Below are 26894 nucleotides of genomic sequence, written 5' to 3'. Positions count from 1 at the left end.
GGTAGATTAATGGCAATTTCAAACAAGTGTTTAATTTTTATCTCACACAGGGTATCCCATGGAAGACTTTTTAGCCAAACACTCTATCAGCACTAAAATTCAAGTAGCCTGGGGGGAAATGGATGCACTACAGCATGTTAATAATTCAGTCTACTTTAAGTACTTTGAAACAGCTCGTCTCGATTTCTTTCATCAAATTAACCTACTTGCCGACTTAAAAACTACAGGTGTTGGCCCAGTATTAAGCGAAACTAACGCCCGTTTTAAGCGACCGCTAACATTTCCGGACTCAATTATTGTAGGTATCAAAATTAGCGACATTACAGAAGACCGCTTCGTGATGCATTACACCGTGTTTAGCCAGGCTCAGCAATCGGTAACCACACAGGGTTGGGCTAAAGTAGTGATGTTTAACTTTAAGACGGGACAAAAAGCCAAATTAACCCCAGAATTACTGGCCGCCCTGTCGAAGCATCAGTAAGCTTTAGCAATGCACATTGAAATCAAGGATAACACCATGAGTAATCAAGACGTCATCACCGTAGCGCACCAGGCCGAACAGCATCGTTTTGTGGTCAACACCCAGGGCGTTGAAGCAGTGCTTGAATACCATTTGGCTGGCCAAGATATTGATTTTCATCGCACCTTTGTTCCGCCAGTATTACGCGGACAGGGAATTGCAGAAAAGCTCGTGCGTACTGGGCTGGCATGGGCAAAAGCGGAAGATTTTAATATCAATGCCAGTTGCAGTTATGTGGTTAAATTTTTACGTTAATTAGCTATTACACCGGGCCCGTTAACGCAGCTAATTGCTGACGCACATTGTCGGCCAATGGTTCGCTTTTTTCGGTTTGGTAATTGTAATGCACCATTGTGGTGGTGGCTTCGGCGGTTTTTTTGCCGTTTTGCCAACAGCTTTGTAAAATATCAAAACTGCTATTACCCAAACGGCTAATGTGGGTTTTCACCGTCACTTCAGTGCCATAGTATGTGGGCGCGGTAAAAGCGATGGTAAAACCGGCAATGATCATGTTCCACTTAGTTAAATCTTGCCCTGGATTAACAATATCAAAAATCGGCTCGCGCGCCGCTTCAAACCACACAGGGATAATCGTGTTATTAATGTGTCCTAACGCATCGGTTTCACAAAAGCGCGGTTTGAGGGTCATGCTAAATTGAGTGTCTGCCACAATAAATCCTTTGTTATTATAATGTATCGATGTTAATCCATTCTAACGACACATCTCGCTACAGGTCATCAAAAAAATCTTTATCGCGAATATATTTGTGCATGTAATGCGAAGCAAATGGCGACAATAACCAACTGGCAAAACTCAATACAAAACGTTTAAAGGGCGAAATATTCTCATAAATACGCTCGTTATGCAGCCACAGCATACGCCCAACATGATGAAACGTCCCCGGTAGGGGCGGTAAAAATGTTACCACATCAACGCCACAACAAATTCGATATGTGCGTCGATGCAGTAAATATTGACGCTTAAAACTGCCAAAACCCGTTGCGGGCTGACCAAATGTAACCACTCGCTTAATTGATTTTGTGTATTGGCGCTCTAGCCTGTCGGCTGCCAATATCGCCATCGCACCACCCGATGAATGTCCTGTTAGCGAGACTCTTTTTCCAAATAGAATCAAAGGGCTCACAATGGCATTTAACTGCTGATAAATACTAACGCCACTTTGATAATCAGGCGCACAAGGGTTACTAGGCTGCTCGAGTAAATAATCGTAACCCGTATGAACATGATAACGGCAATCAACAAAGCGTTTCACTTTGGGTAAACAATGTATGTTAATAAGCCATTCGTGTACGGTTTGCGATCCCCTAAACACCACCAGCACCTCAGGGTGATCATCACGCCATAATACCCGCGCACAAATATGCCCCCAACGATTGGCAATTTCGGCATAATTATCAGATGAGAATCCCAAACTTTGTGGATCGAAGTCGGTTTGATACGTTACCTTACAGAGCACTGCGTAACGTTCATATTGATAACGCTTAAGCTTTTTCACATCCTATGGCCTGTCAGGTAAGACAGACTTGAGCATAAGACAAAAAGATGACAATTCAGTGAATAAAAAAGGGCGCATCAGGCGCCCTATGACTTAAACACTCAAACCGTTAGCTAGCGTACATGGCATTAATTTCACTGTGGTATTTGCTGTAAATCATTTTACGACGCAGTTTTAAGGTTGGCGTAATCAGTCCAGATTCCATTGAAAAGGCTTCGTGTAACAAGGTGAATTTTTTAATCTTCTCAAACCCTGCTAACTCATGTTGTAGTTCGATTAATCGCTGTTCAAAATGCGCCACTACTTGTGAGTGACGTAACAATTCAATGGGGTTTTCAACATGAATGCCCTGTGCGGTTGCCCAAGTATTTAATGCTTCAAATGCTGGCACAATAAGGGCTGAAACGTAATTACGCGCATCTGCAACAATAGCCACTTGTTCGATAAACGGGCAACACGCAACCTTACCTTCAACTCGCTGCGGGGCAATGTATTTACCGTTAGAGGTTTTCATTAACTCTTTGATGCGGTCAGTAATGTACAAGTTACCGTATTCATCAATACGTCCTGCATCACCGGTTTTTAACCAGCCGTCTTCAAAAGCTTCAGCGGTGTCATCAGGGCGATTGTAATAACCGCGCATTACAGTGTCGCCGCGCACTAAAATCTCATCGTCTTTACCCAACTTAATTTGCATGGCATCTAATGGCTTACCGTTTGAACCTGGCACCCGGTTGTCGAGCGTATTACAGGTAACGGTCGCGCAAGTTTCTGTCATGCCATAACCACATAATACTGGCAGACCAATGCTGTGAAAAAAGTTGCCAACATTAATGTCTAATGCCGCGCCGCCCACTGGCATAAACTTTAACCGACCACCGAGTAATTGTTGTAACTTGCTAAAAACCAGCTTATTAGCCAATGTCCATTGTGCTGTTAACCATAAACTATTCTTGGCACGGCCTTGGGTCACTTCAAATTGGCGCTTGCCAACTCTCATCGCCCAAGCGAACAATGTTTGGCGTGCTTTAGGGGCTTTACCCACTTTGTCGTGCACCGCACTGTAAATTTTTTCTAAAAATCGTGGTACTGCACATAAGGTGTGCGGCTTAACGGCGACGAGAGCTTCTTTAATTTTATGAGTGTCGTTTAAATACACGTTATGTCCGCCACGGCACAATACATACATGCTCCAGCCGCGTTCAAATACATGGCTTAACGGCAAAAAGGCTAAAGACACATCGCCGGCGGTAAACGGTAATTTTTGGTCATGTTGATTGATCATCGAAGCAAAATTGCGGTAATCGATCATCACCCCTTTTGGGTTGCCTGTAGTGCCTGAGGTGTAAATCAGTGTGAGCAAGTCATTAAGATCTGTATTGGCTAGTCGACTAGTTAATTCCTGGGTCACGCTTGGATTAAATTGTGCAGTTAATAGCGAGTCAAAGTACAGGTGATTGTCGGCTCGTAAACTAACATTGGCATCAAATACCACAATATGTTGTACGCAGTCGGCTTGCGTAGCAATGTCACACGCCATGTCATATTGTTGCTGATTACCGGCAAAAATTAATTTAGCTTGGGCGTCATTAACAATAAAAACAGCCTGTTCAAGTGTACTAGTCGGGTAAACCGGTACCACAACATTACGCGCTTTAAGCGCGCCAATATCAGCACAAGTCCACTGTGGACAGTTTTGCGACAATATCACTACTTTGTCTTGCACTTGTAAGCCAAACTCAATAAGCAGCTGGGCAACAGTGTCTGTTAATGTATTGAATTTATTCCAAGTAACAGTATGCCAAGGTGCAGGCATTTCAAAGCCTTCTAGCGCAATATTATTGCCTAGCGACTGACTTTGTTGCTGTAGAAGTCGTACTACGTGGTATTGATTTAATGACATTTAACAGTGGCCTTTTTAGCTTACAAGTGTTCCGCTTTTTGCATTCTACCTGAAGCCAATTAAAACCATAAGAGCTTTTGCTCTATTTGTGCGATTAACATCACGTTCACAAGCAAAACTGATAAACAACAAACAACTGTTTAAGGCGCGGTGATACCATGCTTCCAAAGCTGACGTTTACCCCACATTAATGCCAACACACCCACTATGGCTAACGGAATATCCAACAATAGCCACGGGGTAACACTGTCGCCGTCTCTTAGCGCAGCAAAACTCATAGACACCATTATCGAATGCGCAAACACCACTAACATTGCCGCTGTTGCTTGTTGGCTATTACGGCTTGCCGACCCCACTCCGAGCATAATCGCGCAGCCCCAGAAGGTGCTTAACCCTAAGTGGGCTAAAAACAGTATGCTAAATTGTGGCTCAAACAGGGATTTCAATAAACCAATCCCAGTGACAATTAACACCATCGCCGCAATAAAGCGATATTGGCTAAGATAAAAAGCGTCTTTCATCCCCATTAAGCCGCTGTAACATGGTAATAAGAATAAGCTTTCGGTAGCTCGCCAACGCTGAATACGGCTCCAATGAATAATGGCGCAGCTGATCACCGAAAATTGGGCGATTAAAAACACCGTAGGTAGATCGAAGTCAAATAACCACGAAAACAACATTAACCCGATAGCGATAACAGGCAGGGCTAACATCATCATGGTTAACACTGGGCCAATAAAGAAATTCATCGGATGAAATAAGCGCTCGAACTTGCCAATCCACGCAACACCTTTAATGCTCGGTAACCACATCCATCCCATTTGCACGGCATTGAGATACACCACCCGTGCATCGCTATTCCAGCGTAATTGCCGACATAAGCCAATTACGCGATAAAACAGCATGGCGACAATGATTAAGCTGGCCCACTGCGACAAACGAGAGGCGAGTTCATCTAAAAATGGCACCGCAATAAACAGCGCAAACGATAAATGAAAATAGTGGCTACGCCACAAACATAGCCATACAAATCCAAGCCCAACCGCAACGGCTAACCACAATTGCGCTATTACTTCATATGCCGAAAAAATCACACAAGCCAACACCTGAAACCCAATGACCGCTACTGCGATGGTTAGCGACTGTTGCAATACATTGGCTTGATAATTCGGAATTAATTGGCAGGTCTCAGTCGCAACTAAACGATTTAACTGCCAGGCAATACTGGCAGAAGCGGAGACTGTCGACATTGCAAAAACCAAACTCACCACGTCGGTTTTTCCGCTGATTAACATTACAACCCCCAAGACCAACCCAAGCAAGCTTGTACCTAAAAAGCTAACACTACCTAAGTCATATAACCATAAGCGAAACATACCTTGATATGGTTTACGCCATGTAACTTGTGGGTTTTGAGTTTGCAACGCACTCATCGGTGCAGCTCCATAAATAACTGTTCTAAATTCAGTGATTTTTCATTTTGCACACCCACAATAACCTCTGGGTTACCTTGAGTGTCCACCAGCACGGTTTGGCCGGTTTGGCTCAAGATTTTATAGTTTGAAGGTAACTGAGTGTCGTCACTAATACTGAGTAATTTAACCTCTTCACGTAGGGCATCAATTTCTTTAAACAGCACTAACTCACCTTTTTTAATTAGCGCGACATGACTGGCTACACGCTCTAAATCTGAGGTAATGTGCGATGAAAATAATACCGCCGAGCCAGAGTCCAGAGCGAGATCGAATAAGTCACCCATAAATTGGCGACGGGCGATAGGATCGAGGCTTGCGACGGGTTCGTCTAGCAATAACAAGCTTGGTCGATACGCCATTGCCATGATTAAAGCTAAAGATTGACGCTGACCAACAGACAGTTTTTGCACAGCTTGAGTGACATCTAAATCAAAACGTTTTAACCAATCTTGCTCTAAGGCTATGTCCCAATTGGAGTAAAAACTGCGGTGTAATTCTAAGGCCTTATCGATGGTGAAGCCTTCATAACCAAAAGGCTGTTGTGGTACATAGCCAATGCGCTGTTTTGCCTCAATTGATAGGCTTTCAGGTGATTCACCAAGAGTGTTAATGTTACCGCTATCAATATCAACTATACCTAACGCACAGCGCATTAATGTCGATTTACCCGCGCCGTTTTGACCTAGCAATCCCACCACCATGCCAGGGTAAAGTGTCATCGACAAATCGCTCAACACCTTGTGCCCTGCAGCAGACTTGTCTGTCGTGCCATAGATTTTATTGACTAGATTAAACTGTAAAACGGGCTTATCTTCGGCTTCCATGTTCGACTTTCCTATCAATATTTAGCTTAAACGATGACTAATTTTTGTCCCAAAACTGTTTTAATAATTGTTGCAACTCGTCGTATTCAACACCTAACTGTTGTGCCTGCTCAACTAATTCACTTAACTGCGGCGCTAATAAACTGCTGCCCGAGGCATTATTTGCCGATGTTCTGGCAGCTACGCGTGACGGTTGGCCACGACGACGCTCAACCCAACCTTGGTCGACAAGTTGTTGCATCGCACGCGACACAGTCATTGGATTTACCGCCAAATGTTCGGCCAATTGGCGCACTGAAGGAAGTACATCTTCAGGGTGCAATTGTCCGCCGACAATTAAGCGCACGATTTGATCGTGCAATTGTCGATAAATGGGTTCTCCACTGCTGGGGTTGACATTTAGTAATTCTAACATTAGCCTTTAGCAACTGTATTAATACATTGATACACTCATACACTAGGTGTTAAGGTATCATAATCGTCATGAAATGCAAAAAGGAAACGTTCCGATGATCAACAGGAAGTTTATCAACACAACCTCAATATCGCGATTACGCGCTTTAGGTTTATGCCAATCGGCCACTCGTGCTAGCCGCTGGGTAGCTGTTGCTGTGGCAATTTTGCTCGCTAACCACAGCGCTGCAAATACCGCAGACACTGAAATGACTACGCCAGCTAAAACAACCACATGCTATTTAGATGGCTTAGACGAACAGTTTCAGTGCGGAAAAATTAACGTACCAGAAAATCCAAAGCAACCTGACGGTAAGCAAATCGACATTCACTTTGCGATTTTACCTGCTATTAAAAATACCCACCCAGATGAAGCGCTATTAGCTATCGCCGGCGGCCCTGGCCAATCGGCTATCGAAAACGCCGCAGGGTTTAATAGCATGTTGACCAAGGTGCGTCAGCAACGTGATATTTTACTCATCGACCAGCGTGGCACAGGCCAGTCTAATATTTTGAGCTGCGATGAAGGTGACTTAAATGCGCTCAGCGTCAATGAAGACAATCTCGACATGCTTGCGATAACCGAAAAATGTTTAGCGGAAATCGATGCTGACGTCACCCAGTACGGCAGTAACACCGCATTAAAAGACTTTGAAGCGGTGCGCGAATATTTAGGTTACAAAAAGCTGCATGTTTACGGTATTTCTTATGGTACACGCATGGCACAGCTTTATATGCGCCATTACCCTGAAGCATTAGCAACAGTCACCTTAGACGGTGTTGTGCCAATGCAACAGAGTGTCATCGCCATTGGCAGCTCAATTGAGCGTGGCTTGAATGTACTGTGGCGCGATTGTAAAAGCACCCCAGAATGTCAGCAGCAGTTTCCTGATTTAGTCGACGAATACAATCAAGTCGATCAACAACTTGCAGATGCACCGATTAGCCAAAAAGTGCGCGACCCACAAACCGATGAACCTAGCGACTTTTTGCTGACTCGCAGTAAATACTCAGGTGCTATCCGTATGGCAATGTATATGCCCAATATCCGTGCGCTTATTCCTCACGCTATACATCAAGCAGCACAAGGCAACTACCAGCCAATATTAGGTATTTACGCCTTAACAGCCGACAGCACAGGCATTGCCATTGGCATGCACGCTTCGGTTGTCTGTGGCGAAGATATCCACCGCATTACTGAACAAATGCGTAAAGATGCTAAAGAGTCTTATATCAGTGGCAGCATGCTAGATGGACTAGAAAAAACTTGCCAAGCATGGCCAATGACAGCCGAAGATGACAGCTTTAGCGAGCCAGTCGACAGCGACATCCCCACCCTATTATTGTCTGGTGAGCTTGACCCCGCGACACCACCAAACTGGGGGGCATTGGCACAAGAAAAACTCTCCAAGTCGAAGCATTTTATTGCGCCTTACGCGACTCACGGTGTGGCATATCAAAGTTGTGGTAATGATTTAGTGGCTCAACTGGTTGAACAAGGTTCAGTGAAAGACATTGACGGTGAATGTTTACAAAAAGATGTGCGCCGCAGCTTTTACCTCAATGCCAACACAGTGGAAACACTACCGGTAGCCGTAAATTCTGAAACAAAATCGACAGACATAGCCCCGGAAAACTCGGACACTCAAACCGACACAACAGCGCCAGCAAACACTGCTGCAGATAAGGAATAGTCATGATTACTGTTGCAAACTTAACCAAAAAAATTGGCGATGTGCAGGCGTTAGACGATTTAAGCTTTAGCGCTGAAAATGGTCAAATCACCGGTTTACTTGGGCCAAATGGTGCCGGTAAAACCACCTGTTTACGCACCTTGTTCGGCCTACTCAAACCAGACTCTGGCACTGCCACAGTAGACGATATTGATGTTGCGGTTGATCCAATAGGCGCTAAAAAGCAATTAGGCTTATTCCCTGACCCATTTGGATTATATGAGCGCCTTACTCCGCGTGAATACATTAGTTTCTTTGCTGAGCTAAGTGGTATGTCACGCAAGCAAGCCAAAGAAGCCACTGCTAATGTGATTGCCCAATTAAAACTCGAAGATATTAGCGACCGTCGCTGCAAAGGGTTCTCGCAAGGTCAGCGGATGAAAACCGCACTGGCGCAAGCCATAGTACATCAACCAAGTAACATCATTTTAGATGAGCCCACCCGCGGGCTTGATGTTATGAGCACCCGCTTACTACGCGACATTTTATTGCAACTTAAAGCCAAAGGTCACTGTGTGTTGTTTTCAAGCCATGTAATGCAAGAAGTCGCCGCGTTATGTGACCGTGTCATTGTCATGGCAAACGGCAAGGTGGTTGCAATAGGTAGCCCTGACGAACTATGTCAGCAAACCGGCAAAGACTCACTAGAAGATGCATTTATCGAACTTATCGGTACTGACGAAGGGATTGCAGCATAATGAAAATGATACTCGCAATGGTGCGCAAAGAGCTTATCGATGCCGCACGAGACAAACGCTCAGTGATGGCTGGACTATATTATGCCATGGGTACTCCACTAATTATGTGTGGCTTATTTATGGTGTTAATTGGTCAACTCTCTAGCCCAGAAGATCTTAATATCAAGATTAATAATGCTAATCATGCCCCTGATTTAGTGCGTTACTTAAGCAATAACGGCATTAATCATGGCGACGATGACGAGGCAAAGAAAATCACCTTAACCATCAGTGACGATTACGCCGCTAATATGGCAAAAGCCAAACAGGCCGAGGTGTTATTGGTTGCTGATAATTCAGATGAAAAGCTGCAAAAATCTATCCGCCGTCTTGAGCGTCAAATACAGGCTTACAGTGCAGAAATGGGCAGTATTCGCTTAATCGCACGCGGGATTAATCCGCGCATTACTCAGCCAATCAAAATCAATGTTGAAGACAAGGCCACGGCAGATTCAAAAGGCGGAATGATTTTAGGTCTCGCTATTTTCACCATGATGTATTCAGTGTTTATTTCTGGCATGAACCTCGCTATCGACACCAGTGCTGGCGAACGTGAACGTAACTCTCTGGCTTTGTTACTCAGTCACCCAATGAGTACTCGTCAGTTGGTACTAGGTAAGATTATCGCCGTGACCTGTTTTGCATTATTAGGATTAATCTTAATTTTGCTAGTGTCTAAGGTGGCTTATCCCTTTGTGCCTTGGCAAGAAATCGGCTTTACCGTCAACATCAGCCAAGATTTTATGGGGCTTATGTTCCTGGTCGGTATTCCCGTCGCACTCATGGCAGCTACCTTGCAATTGTATGTGTCGTTTATGGCTAAAACCTTTAAGGAAGCGCAATCATACTTAACCATGGTGCTCTTTGTGCCGCTGGCACTGTCAATGGCAGCCAGCTACAACATTGCCCCTGATGTACTGCAATGGTTACCGGTATCGGGTCAGCAGCAAGCATTAATGGACTTTATTAAAGGCCGCGAGATCCCAATGATGCAGTTAATTGTGTCATCTGTAGCCACCTTAATCATCGCTGTTGCACTGGCCGCAGGATTAGAGAAGTCGCTTAAAAGTGAAAAAGTGGTATTTGGTTTATAAGCTTTTTACAACGAGTGACTGATAAAAATATGCAAACGCAACCCAGCCTTCGCGGCAATCCGTTAAGGCTGGATATATACAAGGTTGAATAATTAAGGAGTGATTATGAACGAAGATATGGCGATTATCGCACTGGTATTTATCATCGTTGTGGGCACCACGGCATCAGAAATGTTTAAACAATATTTAAGGCATAAACAAAAAGCTGAAGCCGATGGATTAGCAGATATTAAAGCGCAAAACCAAGCATTGATAGAACGTATTCAAGTGCTTGAAAAGCTAGTGACCGAAAGTGACTTTGATTTAAAGCAGCAATTTAAAAATTTGTAATCTTGTAAGTCAGTGGCTCACACCAGTCCTTGCAAATAAGCATCTCTAGAAACAAAAATGCCGTCATATTTGACGGCATTTTTTGATATAAAGCATTGGTTATTAACAACCTTTTCATTGAACTGTATTTATGCAATATCAGTTAACACTTACTTCGCTTTCGGTCTAAACGGCTTAATTACCGCTTCATCACACTCTAAAAATGGGCCATCCATTAGGTCGATGCAATACGGAATGGCAGGGAATACCGCGTCTAAACATTCACGGATAGATTTAGGTTTACCCGGTAAATTCACAATTAACGAATCGGCACGCAGCCCTGCTGTTTGACGCGACAAAATAGCCGTTGGCACAAACTTTAATGACTCTGCGCGCATCAGTTCACCAAAGCCAGGCATCATTCGGTCGCACACCGCTTCAGTTGCTTCTGGGGTGACATCGCGTTTTGCAGGGCCAGTACCACCAGTGGTGACAATTAAGCAGCAATCTTGGTTGTCAGCAAGGTCAATTAAAGTAGCTTCAATCACATCTTGCTCGTCTGGGATCACCTTATAAACAGGTTCCCACTCTGATGTTAAATACTCACTTAATACATCAATAATGGCTTTACCAGACAAGTCTTCATAGATACCTGCACTGGCACGGTCACTTACGGTCACGATGCCGATTTTAGCTTTGCTCATGGTGATCTTTCCCTAATGTAGGTCTTAACCTCGGTTTACGTTGAGGTTAAATCAAGAATTTAGTTATAGGCAGCTAATCTACCAAAAAACATCTGCATCACAAAATTACAGAACCATAAATGCAAACCGCCTCAAAAAATGACATCAGCTGAGCCGTTCTTTATACTGACATTGACGGTCAAACATTGGATTTTACTATGCAAAAACAACAACGCGGCTTTACCCTCATAGAATTAGTGGTAGTGATTATTATTTTAGGGATTTTGGCGGTAGTTGCTGCGCCTAAGTTTATTAACTTAAAAAGTGATGCGCTAATAGCCAATTTAAATGGTTTACAAGGTGCATTAAAATCAGCTAACACTTTAGTGTATTCAAAAGCAGTATTGACTGGACAGGAAAAGCTCGAGCCTGGTTCAGTAACATTAGATAATAGTGCTGTTAGTACAACACTGGGATATTTAACACCTCTTGGGGCGAATGTTGCATTAGCACTTGATAGTTCATTTGAGGTAATGACAGGTGCAAATGACGCGATTACCGCAGATTGGGGATTATTCAACGTACCTGGCGGAAAATCTATGTACATTGTACCGAAAGGATTTGCCACCTTTGACAGCTGCAATTTGCTTTATAATGTTGACTCATCTCAGGCGGAGCCTGTCTTTTACAGCCTGACCACCAGCGGCTGTTAATATTTCCAGCCCTATTGAACTACAAAAAAAGCTGACAAATTTGATATTGCCTGAAATGACTTGAGTAGTATTACGAATTAGTAATACTACTCTAATATTTACGCTTAAATCTTTACTGGCATTTAAAAGAGTTTAACGCTTAACACAAACCGTTAAAATACCTTCTGCAGCCATTGCCGCAACTTGTTGTAGCTCCTCAACGCTTGCCCCTTCAGACGCCTGCATCGACAATCCCTGAAACAAAGTGGTCATTAGGCTAGCCAATACGACCGGTTCACAGTCGTCTTGTAATTCGCCTTTGCACTTAGCTTGCTCAAATCGATCCGCAAGCTGCTGCTTATGTTTTAATTTACGCTCTAACACGGTTTTTTTAATAGAGTCACTCGCTTCACTACACGACAGAGTACTGTTTATTAATGCACAACCTTGTGGATGGCTGCAATCTGTAAACTGGGCGGCGGCACCGAGTAATAATCCGCGGATAACATCGGCAATATGCTCGTGCTGAAAAGCAATATTAAACAGTGAGTCTGGTCGATTTTCATATAGGTCAATAGCTTTAAAAAACAGCTGTTCTTTGTTGCCAAATGCCGCATATAAACTAGGTTTTTTAATACCCATAGCTTCTGTTAATTCGTTTAAAGAAGTCCCTTCATAACCATTACGCCAAAACACATTAAGCGCTTGCTCCAATGCAATGTCGATATCGAACCCACGCGGGCGACCAACACAAGCTGCTTTTGTTATTGTCATAAGTCGTACCTCATATATTAACGAACCCTTTATTATCATGGTGTTAAATTAAAACACTCAATCAAGGATGGGCATATCTTAGCGCATTATTAAACCACAAATAGTGTTAATTGTGTGCAGGTTTATCACAAAATGAGGATTAATTACCCTTTGATGTGTGCCACAAAAAACACTTTATCGTATGCGCTTATTTCATCTTCACAATAAATGAACATCTGGTCAAAATAATTTGATACCCAACGGTACAAAATACATTGACAGGGTTATTTTAATCTATATATTACCGTTCGGTACAGAACAATTTCATACCTTTCGGTATAAAACTGTAGCCACAGACAAAAAGTAACGCAAACAGTAGCCCGTTAAACAACGTAAAAGCTATTGATTAGAGGAAAGCAACATGACTATATTTAAATCAATTCAATCTTCTTTGTTAGTTAGCCTAACGGCATTGCTACTTGTGGCTTGTGGGCAGGCTCCTGCACAGCAACAAGCTGGTGCACCTGCAGCTCCTGAAGTCAGTGTTGCTAATGTCATTCATGAGCGCATTACCGAGTGGGATCAGTTTACTGGACGTTTACAAGCACCAGAAAAAGTCACACTGGTGCCACGCGTGTCAGGTTATATCGAATCAGTAAACTTTAAAGAAGGTGCGTTGGTAAGCAAAGGCGACGTGTTATTTACCATTGACTCAAACGTGTTTAAAGCTGAAGTAGAACGACTTCAAGCTGAGTTAACCAGCGCACAATCAGCTAATCAATTAGCGCAAAATGACTTTGAGCGTGCAAACAAATTATTTAGTCAACAAGCGGTTTCTGAAGAGTTAATCGATACTCGTCGAAGCAACATGCACCAAACCGCTGCGGCAGTAGCTTCGGTGAAAGCAGCGTTAACCAGCGCAAAGCTAAACCTTGAATACACGCAAGTTACCGCGCCAATTACTGGTCGCGTATCTTATGCCAACGAGACCGCAGGCAATTTTGTCACAGCGGGTCAAACTCAGCTGACTAGTCTAGTATCCATCGAAAACATGTATGCGTACTTTGATATCGACGAGCAAACTTACCTAAAATATGCATCGCTATCTGGTGAAAACAAACGTCAAGATCCACGTTCTGGTAACAATACGGTATTAATGGCATTGGCCAATGAAACCGAATTTACTTATCAAGGTGTTATCGATTTTGTTGACAACTCAGTTAATCAACAAACCGGCACAATCCGTGTTCGTGCTACGTTTGCGAACACTGACAATATGTTAATGCCTGGCTTATTTGCCCGTATAAACATCGCAGGTAGTGCATCATATCAAGGTATATTAATCGACGACAAAGCCATCTTTACAGACTTAAGTAACAAGTACGTCTTAGTGGTTAACGATGAAAACACCCTTGAATACCGAAGCATTACTTTAGGTGAAAAGATCCACGGTTTACGTATTGTGACCAACGGCTTGCAACCCGATGAGACAATTGTAGTTAACAGCTTACAAAAAGTTCGTCCTAGCGCCACTATCACCCCCAAGTTAACCGAAATGGCCGAAAGCAGCCAAATAGAAGCACTACACCAGGCGCAGTTATTATTTGATATCGAGCCGCTTACAGCACAAATTGCTGATGAAGCAAATCAAGGCTAAGGAATACTTTCATGTTGTCGCAATTCTTTATTAAAAGACCGATTTTTGCCGCTGTTTTATCGCTATTGTTTTTTATCTCTGGCGCGATAGCGGTTTGGCAATTACCGATCACCGAATACCCAGAAGTGGTTCCGCCAACGGTCGTGGTAACCGCTAACTACCCTGGCGCAAACCCAAAAGTGATCGCCCAGACAGTCGCATCACCGTTAGAGCAAGAAATTAACGGCGTCGAGAACATGCTTTACATGTCATCTCAAGCAACGTCAGATGGCCGCATGACATTAACCGTCACGTTTGCGATTGGTACAGATGTTGATTTAGCGCAAACCCAAGTGCAAAGCCGTGTAGAACGCGCTAAGCCGCGCTTGCCTGAAGAAGTACAACGTTTAGGGATTGTGACCGAAAAATCATCACCAGACTTAACCATGGTGGTGCATTTAACTTCACCGGATGACCGTTATGACATGTTGTACCTGTCTAACTATGCGGTATTAAAAGTTAAAGACGAACTCGCCCGTATTACCGGTGTAGGTGCCGTGCGTGTATTTGGCGCTGGCGACTACAGCATGCGTGTATGGTTAGACCCGAATAAAATGGCTGCTATTAGTTTGTCGCCAAATGATGTCGTTGCAGCTATTCGTGAACAAAACCAACAAGCAGCCGCGGGTAGCTTAGGAGCTCAACCCAGTGGCGAAAGTGATTTTCAACTACTGATTAACGTAAAAGGCCGTTTAGCCAACGTAGAAGAATTTGAAGACATTATTGTTAAAGTAGGCGACCAAGCTCAAATCACTCGATTAAAAGATGTTGCCCGTGTTGAATTAGGCGCATCAACTTACGCATTGCGTTCAATGCTAGACAACAAAGATGCTGCGGCATTACCTGTATTCCAAGCTTCTGGCTCAAACGCGATTCAGATTTCTGATGACGTTCGCGCCAAAATGAAAGAGCTATCGGCAACCTTCCCTGAAGGATTAACTTACGACATCGTTTATGACCCTACGGTATTCGTACGTGGTTCAATTGAAGCTGTTGTTAAAACCCTACTAGAAGCAATTTTACTGGTGGTGTTGGTTGTTGTGCTGTTTTTACAAACGTGGCGAGCATCTATTATTCCATTAGTGGCAGTACCTGTTTCGCTAGTTGGCACGTTTGCCTTTATGCACTTAATGGGCTTCTCGCTTAATGCGTTATCACTATTTGGTTTAGTATTGGCCATTGGTATTGTTGTCGACGACGCCATTGTTGTAGTGGAAAACGTTGAACGTAATATCGAAGAAGGTTTAGCTCCCTTGGCAGCAACGCAAAAAGCCATGAAAGAAGTAACCGGACCAATTATCGCCACCACATTAGTATTGGCGGCAGTATTTATTCCAACAGCGTTTATGTCAGGTTTAACCGGTCAGTTCTATAAACAGTTTGCCTTAACCATTACTATCTCAACCTTTATTTCAGCCATTAACTCACTAACACTAAGCCCAGCATTGGCAGCATTGCTACTTAAGAGTCACCACGATAAAAAAGATTTTCTCACTCGTGGAATGGACAAACTACTCGGAGGTTGGTTATTTGCACCGTTTAACCGCTTCTTTGCAAAATTATCAGACGGTTACGGCTGGATAGTGAAAAAAGTGATTCGCTTTGGTGTTGTTGTGGGCGTGCTGTATATCGGCCTAGTCGGCGTAACAGGCTTACAATTTGCCAGCACACCAACCGGGTATGTACCAGGCCAAGACAAGCAATACTTGATTGCCTTTGCACAGCTACCTGATGCAGCATCACTTGATCGCACCGAAGCTATCGTTAAACAAATGTCATCAATTGCGTTAGATCAACCCGGTGTTGCACATGCTGTGGCGTTCCCAGGCTTAAGCATTAACGGTTTTACTAACAGTACCAATAGCGCAATTTTGTTTACACCACTCGATGACTTTGCAGATCGTAAAGATCCATCGTTATCAGCAGGTGCTATTGCCGCTGCATTAAACCAAAAGTTTGCCGCGATTGATGGTGCATTTATTGCCATTTTTCCACCGCCACCAGTACAAGGCTTAGGGACAATAGGCGGCTTTAGATTACAAATTCAAGATCGTGGTGATTACGGTTACGAAGAATTGTATAAAGTCACCATGCAAGTGATGCAAAAAGCATGGGCTACACCTGAGTTAGCCGGTGTGTTCTCAAGTTATCAGGTAAGCGTGCCACAACTTGAAGTTGAAGTAGACCGTACTAAAGCCAAGCAGCAAGCGGTATCGCTAGACGAATTGTTTGCCACGCTACAAGGCTACATGGGTTCAGTTTATGCTAACGACTTTAATCAATTTGGTCGTACATATCAGGTGAATGTCCAAGCTGACGAACAGTTTAGACAAACACCAGAGCAGATTTCTCAGCTCAAGGTACGTAATAACCAGGGTGAAATGGTACCGATTGGCTCGTTTATTAACGTTACCAATGTCGCGGGTCCAGATCGCGTTATGCACTATAACGGTTTTACTACCGCAGAGCTTAACGGCGGTGCAGCACCTGGGTTTAGTAGTGGTGAAGCACAGGCTGCGATTGAAAAAATCTTGGCTGAAACACTACCAAACGGCATGACTTACGAGTGGACTGAAATTACTTACCAACAAATATTGGCCGGTAATGCAGGCGTGTATATCTTCCCATTAATCATTTTATTAGTGTTTATGGTATTAGCCGCACAGTATGAAAGCTTAAGCTTACCGCTGGCAATTATCTTGATTATTCCGATGACGATTCTGTCGGCAATCAGTGGCGTATTAATTTACGGTGGCGATAACAACATCTTTACCCAAATTGGACTAATTGTTCTGGTGGGACTGGCGACCAAAAATGCTATCTTGATTGTTGAATTTGCTAAAGAACTGCAAGACAAGGGATTATCACCATTTGATGCCATTCTCGAAGCGGGCCGCTTACGTTTACGCCCAATTCTAATGACATCTATCGCCTTCATTATGGGTGTAGTGCCTATGGTGTTCTCAAGTGGACCTGGTGCAGAAATGCGTCAAGCGATTGGTGTGGCCGTGTTTGCCGGTATGATTGGAGTGACCATATTTGGTCTACTGCTCACACCACTGTTTTACTACGCCTTAGCAAAACGCGCTAAAACAGTAGAAGCAGACTAGCCTACAACTGAGTTATTCATACTTCAGGTTATTTAAACAGCAAAGAGGTAAGCCGCAAGGATTACCTCTTTTTTATCAATTGCGAAGCAATTACTTTTCAGACTTAATCAGTTCAACTAGGCTAGGTAACGCAGGAAACGCCCCCTTAACACTGCAGGTCATTGCACCGCATTTTATCGCAAATTTAACAGCATGCTCCACTACTGCCCGGCTAGATAATACCTCAGTCACATTATCATAATCACCCGCACTCGCATGCTCAAAAGATTCACCTAGCTGCCACAATAGTCCAGCTACAAAACTGTCGCCTGCCGCGGTGGTATCTACCGGTTGAATGCACGGAACGGCCACGTCAAAAGAAAACGCCTGACTGAAACAGCGCACTGGCTCTGGGCCATTTGTGATTAAAATTAGGGCTACACCCTGGTGTAAGCAATGCTGTAAGTACTCTTCAACATCAACACCACGAGCTCCAGCCAAAAATACGGCTTCCTCATGGCTCATTTTAAGAACATGTGTATACGGTAAGCACTGCTCAACGCGGCCGGCCAATAAGTTAACATCTGCCCATAAAGACAAGCGTAAGTTAACATCAAAACTGATTAGCTTTTTCTGGGCATAAGCTGTTTTTACTCCATGCATGCTACTGTTAAAAATAGCTGCCTCTGTAAAGGTGTTTGAGCACAAATGGAATATATCAACCACAGACCAATTTAAGGAATCAAAATGAGCCGCGCTATAAAGCATATCTGCCGTATCTTGACGATTAAAGCTAAATGAACGCTCGCCATTAGCATCCAAATTTACCAGCACTGTGGCCGTTGCTGCATTGAGCACTAATGCTAAATGACTGACATCGACCCCATGCCCAGCCAATTCTCGCGTTAACATGTGCCCATACTCATCGTCACTGATGCCACCTGCAAAATAGCTGCAACCACCTAATTTAGCGTACCCTACTGCCACGTTTGCTGGCGCGCCACCCGCGATAGGCTGGTGCATTAATGGCTGATCATCAACAGGCAGTAAATCAACCAGCACTTCACCAAAACTCAATAATGTCGTCATATTTGTTTCCAAAAAAAAAGCCCATTTTCATGGGCTTGTTAACAGGGGATTAATTATCAATGTTGCAGACTATGTCAGCAGTTAAAACTCATACTTAACTGTAGCGGTAGTTGTACGGCCATTGATGGTTCGTGCTCTGATAATATTGTTATCAGGAATTGAACCCTCTTCAGCTTCAGTAATACCCACAGTATCGAACAAGTTGTTAACGTTTAATGCTAGCGAAAGCGCATCAGTTAACTGATAAGATGCAAAGGCATTTACCTGAGTGTAACCGTCAAATTCAAGGTCGTTATTATCTTGTGCATAGGTGTCAGTTGTACCAATCAAGTTGACGCCAACAGAACCTTTATCAAAGTTATAGCGACCCATTAGCGAGTAAATAAAGTCTGCTTGACGACGTGGCGTATTGCCCACAACATCAGGATTTAATGCATCCGCCACAATTTCAGCATCTGTCCAGGTTACGTTACCGCGAAAATCAAAATCGCCAACGTAGTAAGCCCCTTCTAACTCAAGCCCTTTTGCCTCATATTTACGGTCAAAAAAGTTTTGGCTAGTCGCTTCAAAGTTTTGCTCTTCGGTTTCAGAATAAAACGCAGTCGCAAACACTGACAAACTGTCATAGCGATATTTAACACCCATTTCATACTGGTCAACTTCGTCGACAGAGTCTTCATCTGCAACAGAGCCATCGGCACGCACTTTACCAAATAGCAAACGGTCAGCATTAGCACGACCACCATGACTGATACGACCAAATGCGGCTAAATCTTCAGAGATTTGATAGTTAGCACCTAATGAGTAAGACATGTAGCCCCAATCGTAATTTACCAATTGCGGGTCCGCATTATCGATTGACGATACGCTCAGTTCTGGCTGAGAAATAGTACCGTCACGGTTCATGTCAACCTGAGACTGAACGCTACCAGCGTAATAGCCACTTGCATCACCAGAGTCATAACGCAAGCTACCATCTAATGATAAGTCACCAAACTTAGTTGATGCTGCAATGTACGGTGCTTTAATGGTGTAGTCAGAATCGTAATTACGTTGGCAGCAGTTACCCCAATATGGCACGCCATAAGCGTATAAACCGTTGTCAGAATATGACGTGCCGTCTGCAGCAACCACATCAAGAAGTGCGGCATTATCACCTTTTACTTCCATTAAGTATGAGTTCCACATCCAGGTCATATTGATATTTTGCGTGGCGGTATAAAAACCAAATGTCACGTCAGAATCATCAAAACTTTTGGTTAGCTTCATATCATTCACAATCGAACCAAAATCATTCATGGTCACGTCGAATGAGTGAACTCGCATCGCTAAGTCGCTTTGAAAAACCTCACCAGCATTAGCACCATTAGCGTAAAGTAACTGTGAACCTGCACCACCGATACTGTCAGCAATACTAGAGCTGCTTCCGACTTCGGCAGGGATCAACGACATAAAGTTGCCGCTAACATCAGACACACGGAAACGGTTTTCAACCAACCAATCATCGCCTAAATCAAATGACGCCTCTAAACCCACAGAGTTGACAATAGGATTCATGCCATCACGCATGTCGCCACGACTGATATTGCCATCGGCATCTAACCGAAGCGTTGATAACAAATTAGCTGAGTGAACTGTATCTGATTTAGAATCAAAGCCGCTAATTGAACTTCCATCTGAGTACATTGGCATAGGTAAATAACCAATGCTCTTATCATCTAAATGTTTGAAGTATAAACGGACATAACCACTGTCAAACTCTTTTGTAATATTAGCTTTAATCTGGCCGCCTTTGTTAGCCGTGTAGCCTGGATCACGCGGGCCATCACCAGTACGCACAAAACCACCAATATGGAAACGCATTGAATCGTTAATGCTTGCGCCATATTCAAAATCAGTGCGTAACGTATCGTAATCTAACCCTACAGTAGATGAAACACTACCTGCGTCGCTGGTACCCGTTTTGCTGATTACGTTAATAATGCCACCAGGCGCGTTACTGGCAGCGGTTGACGCTGAACCACCACGGATTGATTCGATAGTTTGTGTTGTTGAATCAATACGTAAAAATATATCAGCGTTACCAAAGGCTATATCGCCAAACTGCAAAATAGGTAAACCATCTTCTTGGATTTGTAAAAATTTAGCACCACCAGAAGCAACAGGTAAACCGCGAACCGCGATGTTTGCATTGCCCTCACCACCAGTAGACTCAACTTTCAGGCCCGGAATAATACGAAACGCTTCAGCCGACGAGCGCGGAGAGCTGATGGCCAAATCGTCTGGAGATACACTACTCACTGACACGCTCGAGTCCATAACTCGGGTACCACGAGCAACCCCCGTTACAGTGATACGTTCCAAACCAATGGCATCTTTTTGTGTGTCAGCCGTTTCAGCGTCAGCGGCCCAAAGGCTTGAGCTAACCATCACAGCAAGCGTACTTAATACAAACTTTGTCGATGTGCTATTTATCATTTTTATGTCCCCACATAGAGTATATTGATGTTGCCTAATCTCCCCATAACAACATCGTCTTTATCTTTTATATCAATCTATTAAGTCTGTTTGGTTATTTCGTGAGACTAGCTTACTAGCAAACCTAGCTCACTTCATCAAATGCAAAAACGCTACTCTCGTGTTTGAGATCAACCTATTAATTAACCCCAAACCAACCCGTTTACACGTTACCCAAAAACCAACTTAATCGATTAAGATACAATTTAGCAACTAAACTGTAAATTGCAAGTACAATTTATGTTCAATTAACAGCTAAATACTATTTTTTTACTTAAGTTAATGTTTATTAAATTAAATATAAATTTAACATTCGAGGTAATTATTCAACATTAGTAGATAAGAGATGACCAGAAGGGTCTTTAAACAGGTTATAAATAGCCATTAAGCACAACAAAAATGCAAAACCAGTGGCAAGATAGAAACCATATTTAACGTGACCAAAAATATCGCCCACAAACCCCATTAGCAATGGACCTAACGCAGCAGATAGTGCGGTAAAAAACAAAATAACACCCGCCACGGAACCATGCTGTTCAACAGGGAAACAGCTGATCCCCTTAGAGTTTAACGTTGGGTAAATCATTGACATAAATAATCCTGACAATGGCAGCAAAATAACCGCAGCAGCAATACCATAAATCATGGCGCCCAAATAACATAAGCTGATCGCAAAGCTAAACCAAAACATCACTTGCTGCCAACTAAACCGATTAAGTATCCAGCCCCCCAAAAAGCGACCAATTGCCCGTAAGGTAAAAAAGATGGTAAGTGCATAGGTGGCAATTAACACTAAATCACCTTCATAATTAAGCAGCAGTGTCGGCATCCACACATAAATGGCCACCTCAGTTGCAACATACAACCCAATTGCAAGCGAATACCCTAATGCATAAGGGTTTTTCATCATTTTAAAGGTACTGGCAAGGTTAATTTCTTGAGTCGATGTGCGCTTAAGTTGTGGGTATGGCGCTCGATAAGCTAACCAACACAATACCAAGCAAAACACCCCCGCACCAAAATAAAGATATTTCCATGACACGCCTGTAATGAGTAAATAACTCACAATGGCAGGCCCCACCATTGCACCCACACCAAAAAAGCCTTCAACGGTATTCATGGTACTTGAGTGCTGTTTTGAACTCGTCGAAATATCGCCAATCAGCCCAAGCGCTCCTGTTTTAAATACACCAATGGCAATCCCGACTAACGCCAATAAAAACAAAAAATAATAAAACGATTCGCCCAGAGCAAACATAAAACTCGCTAGAGCAAACAAGAGTAAGCCAATTAAAATCGTAGCCTTACGCCCTAGTTTGTCGGCTAAAAAGCCCAAAAAGAGACCGCTTAATGCAATAAAAAGCATCGGCATATAATGAAATGCACTTGCCTGTGACATCGATAAATCGAATGTTGTAATTAATTCCGGAATAATCACCCCAACAGCATCTGAGGTCATTGCAAACATAAAAAACATCAAATATGTCAGCATTCTGATCCTAGAGTCGTCTCTATTTTCATGTGTATTCAACGTACTAGCCATACTATCCACCTTATTGTTATAAACTTTATTTGTGGTTTTTTGAGTCAATAACCTCATTCTCATCCGTCTTCTCCCACAGAAAACGAACTCAATTTTAAACAAAGCCCTTGAATAATGTTTCATCTTGGTTAAATATACAACTTAATCGATTAAGTTTTTTTTATAAATTTACTTTAAGAGTCACCAAAATGAAAAATAATGTTCAGCTGATTACATACGTAGACCGTATCGCGCACTCAGACTTAAAAGGACTCAAACAGGTTCTGAACACAGAACTACACGATCTTTTTGGTGGCGTGCATTTATTGCCATTTTATTACCCAATAGACGGAAGCGATGCCGGATTTGATCCCATTGACCACAGCAAAGTCGATGCGCGTCTAGGGGATTGGAACGACGTAAAAGCAATTGGTGAGCAATACGATATTATGGCCGACTTAATTGTTAACCATATGTCTGCCGAATCGACAGAGTTTAAAGACGTGTTAGCCAAGGGTAAGCAATCACCATATTGGGATTTGTTCTTAACCAAAGAAAGCGTATTCCCCAATGGGTTAAGTGCTGAAGACCAGGCAAAAATTTATCGTCCACGTCCAGGGAGTTGCTTCACAACATACCAACTTGCTGATGGCACTGAAGCAGAATTTTGGACAACATTTACATCAAACCAAATAGACATTAATGTTCACACCGAGGCAGGAAAAGCCCACCTCAATAATGTATTAATGCGCTTTCACGAAAGTAAAGTGAACCTAATTAGACTTGATGCCGCAGGCTACGCGATTAAAAAACCGGGTACCAGTTGCTTTATGATTGATGAATCTTTTGCATTTGTAGATGAATTAGCCAAAAAAGCCAATAGCCTTGGCATGACCACATTGGCAGAAATTCATTCTCATTATATGACGCAAATCGACATCGCTAAACGTGTAGACATGGTGTACGACTTTGCATTACCACCGCTACTTTTACACAGCTTGTTTAGCCATGACTCAAGCGCGTTAAGCCATTGGCTATCCATTGCCCCGCGTAACTGCGTGACGGTATTAGACACTCACGATGGCATTGGTATTATCGATGCGGGTCCTGTTGGCAATAAAGCAGGTTTATTAACGCCAGCTGAAATAGATAATTTAGTCAATAGCATCCACCGCAACAGCAACGGCGAAAGCTTGCAGGCAACAGGGGCGGCAGCAAGCAACGTTGACTTATACCAAGTCAACTGCACTTATTATGATGCTTTAGGACAAAATGACATAGACTACCTGATTGCACGCAGTGTACAGTTTTTTGCCCCGGGTATTCCACAGGTTTACTACACAGGCTTACTTGCAGAACCCAATGCCATGGAATTACTCAACAATACCAAGGTAGGTCGCGATATTAATCGTCCTTATTTGCAAGTGAGCGATATTCAGCAGTCTATGCAAAAGCCTGTTGTAAAAGCCCTGTGTGAACTGATTACGCTTCGCAATACCATTAAGGCATTTAATGGCGAGTTTAGTATGCACAATCATGATAACCAGCTTGAGCTAACATGGAGTTTAAACGACAGCAAAGCCACGCTTACTGTCGATTTTGCAACCAAAAAAGCAAGAATCAATATTGTGGAAGCACAACAAACAACCGACATTGTGATTGCTGATTTACTGAAAAAACACAGTGCTTAAATTGTAAAAAATCAGGCGCCAATAGCGCCTGATTTTTATGTTTACAACGCATTACATCAACAACTGCCACCTATCGACAACTCATACCCCAATAATTCTGCATGATGGGCATCGGCAATAAACATTTCTGCGGCTTTACGCCCTTTTTGTTCAGAATGTTGATAAACCGTCGTTAGCGCCGGCAACATTCGTGCAGCCTCATCAATGCCATCAAAACCCACCACGCGAATATCTTCAGGGATCCGTATTCCTTGTTGTATCGCTTCGCGCATTAAGCTCAAGGCGATTAAGTCACTCATACACAAAAATACGTTAGGCCGAGGAACACTATTTAATGCCTCTTTGGCTGCAATACTGGCAAAATCAGAGTTGCTTTCAGGAATATTCCAAATACGATCATCACCTAATTTAACGCCTGTATCACTAATTGCATCCAAATAACCTTGCAGGCGTTGATGCGCAACAGATGTGTCTATCTCCATCGAATGAATATCATAAACACGACAGGTTAAATGGGTGTCTAGCAAGCGTAGACCAAGAATTGCAACATGGTCCTGTGATGATTTAATCGCCAACTTTGCCACATCATAAGCACCCGCTTTATTGTCGATACTAACAGATGCGCTGCGGTGAATATTAAAGTCAACGGTGACCACTTTTTTACGAATTTTCTTAAGTTGCTCGGCCAGTAAACGATTGCGTGGGCGGCCATAACAAATAAAACCATCAACAAAATCATTAATGCTATTTACACTGTCGGCACTGCCTGAAAACAATAATAGATTAATTTTATGTTGCTCAAAAACAGCGGCAACGCCTTTCATAAATCGGCTTGCAACAGGATCAGACACAATGTACTCAATACTGTCCGACAACACCAGTGCCACTGTATCAAACTTGCCACGCCTTAAAGACTGTGCTGCTTTGTTTGGGCCAAAATACCCTAGTTCTTTACAAGCCGCTAAAATCTCTTTGCGACGTTTTTCTGAGAGTTGGTCTGGGCGATTAAACGCATTAGACACTGTCGCATTCGACACGCCTAATTGTTTAGCAATACTTTTTAAGGTCCAATGCTTAGACTCTGACATGCGGGTCCACTCAAGTCGTTACGACGCTCTCTATGAGCAATAAGTACTATGAATATACCGATGACAGACACCGAAAACAATCAAAGCAAAGTAACAATGAGGATAAGACGTGCCCAAATAAAACTCAGGGCACGAAATAGGCAAAGATTAAGGGTTAATCTTGTAGATTGTATTGTTGAGCGTAGTTAACCAGGCTGGCTATCGACATATTTTGCTGTTCTATCGGCTTGTTTAAGCGCTTAGCAAACCAATAACGAGGTTTCCAATACACATTATTTAAGCTAGAAATTTTCACGCCTTTTTTAGTAGAAGCGTGTAAAAACTTATCCTGGCCCATATAAATCCCCACATGACGTGCGGTTCTGCCGGTTTTAAAAAATACGAGGTCACCAATAATAAGCTGACTTCTTGGGACTTCTTTTCCCAAAATACGTTGTGCGTTAACCGAACGCGGTAATTTACTCCCCACAATGTCTAGGTAAGCTAAATACACAAAACCTGAGCAATCAATACCGTTACGACTTAAGCCACCTAACCGATACGGTGTACCTTTCCATTGATCATGAAAACTAAGTAAGTTTGACTCACTCCACTTAGGCGGCTCAGGCTTAAGCATCGGTGGAACCACCACAGGTTTAGGGGCTTTCACCACAGGAGGGTTAGATGCGCACGCAGACAACAACACCACTAAACAAGCAAATAATATTCTTTTAGCCAACTCGACCCACTCCAGATCCGAAAAATCACCGAAATATAAAGATCTTTAAACAATTACACAATAAAAATACGCCATAACAAATGTTATAACGGTATTTAGTTACTTAATCTAACGGGTAATCAGCTGCATACATTGCACAATTGAACGTTTTGCTGCTGTTTTATCCGCTTTAATTTGACAGCGTAGCATAGTCCCCTGCCAATTTGACCAAAAAATGTTCGATATTACGTTAGCTGTCATGTCTGCTTTAATAAACCCTTGCAGCTGGCCTTGCTCTATAAGTGCGTTAAACATACTCAACCACTGGTCAAATAGTTGATTAAGTGTTTGATACAGTAGTGTCATTTGCGGATTAACTTCAACCAATAAGTTACCCATTAAACAGCCACGAGGCTGATTGTCGCTAAACAAAAAGTCGATTAATTGATGGTAGCCGCCTAATACGGCTGTCACATTAGTTTTAAAGTTAGCATTAGGGTCTATCGCAATCGGCGCAATACGTTGGTCAAAATAGTATTGTGCAACTTCAGCGGCAAACGCTTCTTTACTGGCAAAATAGTGATAAAACGAGCCTTTGGGAATACCCACTTCATCCAGAATGAGTTTAATCCCCACGGCGCTATATCCATGTAAAGCAAATAGCTTTTCACCGACAGCACAAATTGATTGCTTACTAGTGGTATTTTTGTTCATAAGTTCTCCAATTTTGACGCTACAATAAACAAAAATAGACCAGTCGTCTATTTGTTTCCAGTTTATTGATAACATTGGAGCTCGCTGCAGATAAATAG

At 42.9% G+C, this 26894-nt stretch carries 24 protein-coding genes; 10 read left to right on the top strand and 14 right to left on the bottom strand.

What is annotated here, in order from left to right; all coding sequences use genetic code 11:
- Window positions 1-58: 58 nt before the first annotated feature.
- On the top strand, window positions 59-481 hold the full coding sequence (locus tag IEY40_RS16490) for an acyl-CoA thioesterase (protein ID WP_188958106.1): 423 nt from the start codon (window positions 59-61) through the stop codon (window positions 479-481).
- A gap of 36 nt (window positions 482-517) precedes the next feature.
- Window positions 518-775, top strand: coding sequence for a GNAT family N-acetyltransferase (locus tag IEY40_RS16485; RefSeq protein ID WP_188958104.1), 258 nt, complete (start codon window positions 518-520; stop codon window positions 773-775).
- A gap of 7 nt (window positions 776-782) precedes the next feature.
- Here IEY40_RS16485 and IEY40_RS16480 read toward each other — a convergent pair whose 3' ends face one another.
- From IEY40_RS16480 to IEY40_RS16455, 6 genes are all read right to left on the bottom strand, one after another.
- Window positions 783-1169, bottom strand: a complete 387-nt coding sequence (locus tag IEY40_RS16480; protein WP_283108079.1) for an acyl-CoA thioesterase — start codon at window positions 1167-1169, stop codon at window positions 783-785.
- Between the two features lie 79 nt (window positions 1170-1248).
- On the bottom strand, window positions 1249-2037 hold the full coding sequence (locus tag IEY40_RS16475) for a lipase family protein (RefSeq protein ID WP_188958100.1): 789 nt from the start codon (window positions 2035-2037) through the stop codon (window positions 1249-1251).
- 109 nt (window positions 2038-2146) lie between these two features.
- The gene (locus tag IEY40_RS16470) at window positions 2147-3940 is read right to left on the bottom strand and encodes an AMP-dependent synthetase/ligase (RefSeq protein ID WP_188958098.1); all 1794 of its coding nucleotides are present in this window, start codon (window positions 3938-3940) and stop codon (window positions 2147-2149) included.
- 140 nt (window positions 3941-4080) lie between these two features.
- A complete protein-coding gene (locus IEY40_RS16465) occupies window positions 4081-5373 on the bottom strand; it encodes an ABC transporter permease (protein ID WP_188958096.1) in 1293 nt (430 codons plus the stop codon).
- Complete coding sequence (locus tag IEY40_RS16460; protein ID WP_188958094.1) at window positions 5370-6239, bottom strand: ABC transporter ATP-binding protein; 870 nt, start codon at window positions 6237-6239, stop codon at window positions 5370-5372. The genes IEY40_RS16465 and IEY40_RS16460 overlap by 4 nt, the downstream gene beginning before the upstream one ends.
- 37 nt (window positions 6240-6276) lie before the next feature.
- The gene (locus IEY40_RS16455; RefSeq protein ID WP_188958092.1) at window positions 6277-6654 is read right to left on the bottom strand and encodes a GntR family transcriptional regulator; all 378 of its coding nucleotides are present in this window, start codon (window positions 6652-6654) and stop codon (window positions 6277-6279) included.
- Window positions 6655-6748: 94 nt separating this feature from the next.
- Here IEY40_RS16455 and IEY40_RS16450 point away from each other — a divergent pair, with 94 nt between their 5' ends.
- The 4 genes from IEY40_RS16450 (at window position 6749) to IEY40_RS16435 (ending at window position 10586) form a co-directional block, all read left to right on the top strand.
- Window positions 6749-8386: an alpha/beta hydrolase gene (locus IEY40_RS16450; protein WP_188958090.1), complete on the top strand. Its 1638-nt coding sequence runs from the start codon at window positions 6749-6751 to the stop codon at window positions 8384-8386.
- 2 nt (window positions 8387-8388) lie between these two features.
- A complete protein-coding gene (locus IEY40_RS16445) occupies window positions 8389-9123 on the top strand; it encodes an ABC transporter ATP-binding protein (protein ID WP_188958088.1) in 735 nt (244 codons plus the stop codon).
- The gene (locus tag IEY40_RS16440; RefSeq protein ID WP_188958087.1) at window positions 9123-10256 is read left to right on the top strand and encodes an ABC transporter permease; all 1134 of its coding nucleotides are present in this window, start codon (window positions 9123-9125) and stop codon (window positions 10254-10256) included. Before IEY40_RS16445 ends, IEY40_RS16440 begins: the two co-directional genes overlap by 1 nt.
- Before the next feature lie 105 nt (window positions 10257-10361).
- On the top strand, window positions 10362-10586 hold the full coding sequence (locus IEY40_RS16435) for a hypothetical protein (RefSeq protein WP_188958084.1): 225 nt from the start codon (window positions 10362-10364) through the stop codon (window positions 10584-10586).
- Between the two features lie 149 nt (window positions 10587-10735).
- Here IEY40_RS16435 and mog read toward each other — a convergent pair whose 3' ends face one another.
- The gene (mog, locus tag IEY40_RS16430; protein ID WP_188958082.1) at window positions 10736-11269 is read right to left on the bottom strand and encodes a molybdopterin adenylyltransferase; all 534 of its coding nucleotides are present in this window, start codon (window positions 11267-11269) and stop codon (window positions 10736-10738) included.
- A gap of 197 nt (window positions 11270-11466) precedes the next feature.
- On the opposite strand from mog, the gene IEY40_RS16425 reads away from it, so the two are divergent.
- A complete protein-coding gene (locus IEY40_RS16425; RefSeq protein WP_188958080.1) occupies window positions 11467-11961 on the top strand; it encodes a type II secretion system protein in 495 nt (164 codons plus the stop codon).
- A 132-nt stretch (window positions 11962-12093) separates the two neighbouring features.
- Here the strand turns inward: IEY40_RS16425 and IEY40_RS16420 are convergent, their stop codons facing one another.
- The gene (locus IEY40_RS16420) at window positions 12094-12714 is read right to left on the bottom strand and encodes a TetR/AcrR family transcriptional regulator (protein ID WP_188958078.1); all 621 of its coding nucleotides are present in this window, start codon (window positions 12712-12714) and stop codon (window positions 12094-12096) included.
- 400 nt (window positions 12715-13114) lie between these two features.
- Between IEY40_RS16420 and IEY40_RS16415 the strand changes: the two genes are divergently transcribed.
- Together IEY40_RS16415 and IEY40_RS16410 are read left to right on the top strand one after the other, a co-directional pair.
- Window positions 13115-14350: an efflux RND transporter periplasmic adaptor subunit gene (locus IEY40_RS16415; protein ID WP_188958076.1), complete on the top strand. Its 1236-nt coding sequence runs from the start codon at window positions 13115-13117 to the stop codon at window positions 14348-14350.
- A gap of 11 nt (window positions 14351-14361) precedes the next feature.
- Window positions 14362-17499, top strand: a complete 3138-nt coding sequence (locus IEY40_RS16410) for an efflux RND transporter permease subunit (protein WP_188958074.1) — start codon at window positions 14362-14364, stop codon at window positions 17497-17499.
- A gap of 90 nt (window positions 17500-17589) precedes the next feature.
- Here the strand turns inward: IEY40_RS16410 and IEY40_RS16405 are convergent, their stop codons facing one another.
- The 3 genes from IEY40_RS16405 to IEY40_RS16395 all read right to left on the bottom strand — a co-directional run bounded on the left by IEY40_RS16405 (window position 17590) and on the right by IEY40_RS16395 (window position 22627).
- Window positions 17590-18567, bottom strand: coding sequence for a carbohydrate kinase family protein (locus tag IEY40_RS16405; protein ID WP_188958072.1), 978 nt, complete (start codon window positions 18565-18567; stop codon window positions 17590-17592).
- Window positions 18568-18648: 81 nt separating this feature from the next.
- Window positions 18649-21045: a TonB-dependent receptor domain-containing protein gene (locus tag IEY40_RS16400; protein WP_188958070.1), complete on the bottom strand. Its 2397-nt coding sequence runs from the start codon at window positions 21043-21045 to the stop codon at window positions 18649-18651.
- A gap of 361 nt (window positions 21046-21406) precedes the next feature.
- Window positions 21407-22627, bottom strand: a complete 1221-nt coding sequence (locus IEY40_RS16395) for an MFS transporter (protein WP_188958068.1) — start codon at window positions 22625-22627, stop codon at window positions 21407-21409.
- Between the two features lie 188 nt (window positions 22628-22815).
- On the opposite strand from IEY40_RS16395, the gene gtfA reads away from it, so the two are divergent.
- Complete coding sequence (gene gtfA, locus IEY40_RS16390; protein ID WP_188958066.1) at window positions 22816-24297, top strand: sucrose phosphorylase; 1482 nt, start codon at window positions 22816-22818, stop codon at window positions 24295-24297.
- Window positions 24298-24353: 56 nt separating this feature from the next.
- Here gtfA and IEY40_RS16385 read toward each other — a convergent pair whose 3' ends face one another.
- From IEY40_RS16385 to IEY40_RS16375, 3 genes are all read right to left on the bottom strand, one after another.
- Window positions 24354-25385: a LacI family DNA-binding transcriptional regulator gene (locus IEY40_RS16385; protein WP_188958065.1), complete on the bottom strand. Its 1032-nt coding sequence runs from the start codon at window positions 25383-25385 to the stop codon at window positions 24354-24356.
- Between the two features lie 154 nt (window positions 25386-25539).
- The gene (locus IEY40_RS16380; RefSeq protein ID WP_188958064.1) at window positions 25540-26103 is read right to left on the bottom strand and encodes an NlpC/P60 family protein; all 564 of its coding nucleotides are present in this window, start codon (window positions 26101-26103) and stop codon (window positions 25540-25542) included.
- A 108-nt stretch (window positions 26104-26211) separates the two neighbouring features.
- Window positions 26212-26796, bottom strand: coding sequence for a TetR/AcrR family transcriptional regulator (locus IEY40_RS16375; protein WP_188958063.1), 585 nt, complete (start codon window positions 26794-26796; stop codon window positions 26212-26214).
- Between the last annotated feature and the right edge of the window lie 98 nt (window positions 26797-26894).

The sequence above is a fragment of the Shewanella ulleungensis genome (assembly GCF_014648315.1).
GTDB lineage: Bacteria > Pseudomonadota > Gammaproteobacteria > Enterobacterales > Shewanellaceae > Shewanella > Shewanella ulleungensis.
The sequence above is the reverse complement of the archived record's forward strand: the minus strand, read 5'-3'. Positions and strand labels throughout refer to the sequence as shown.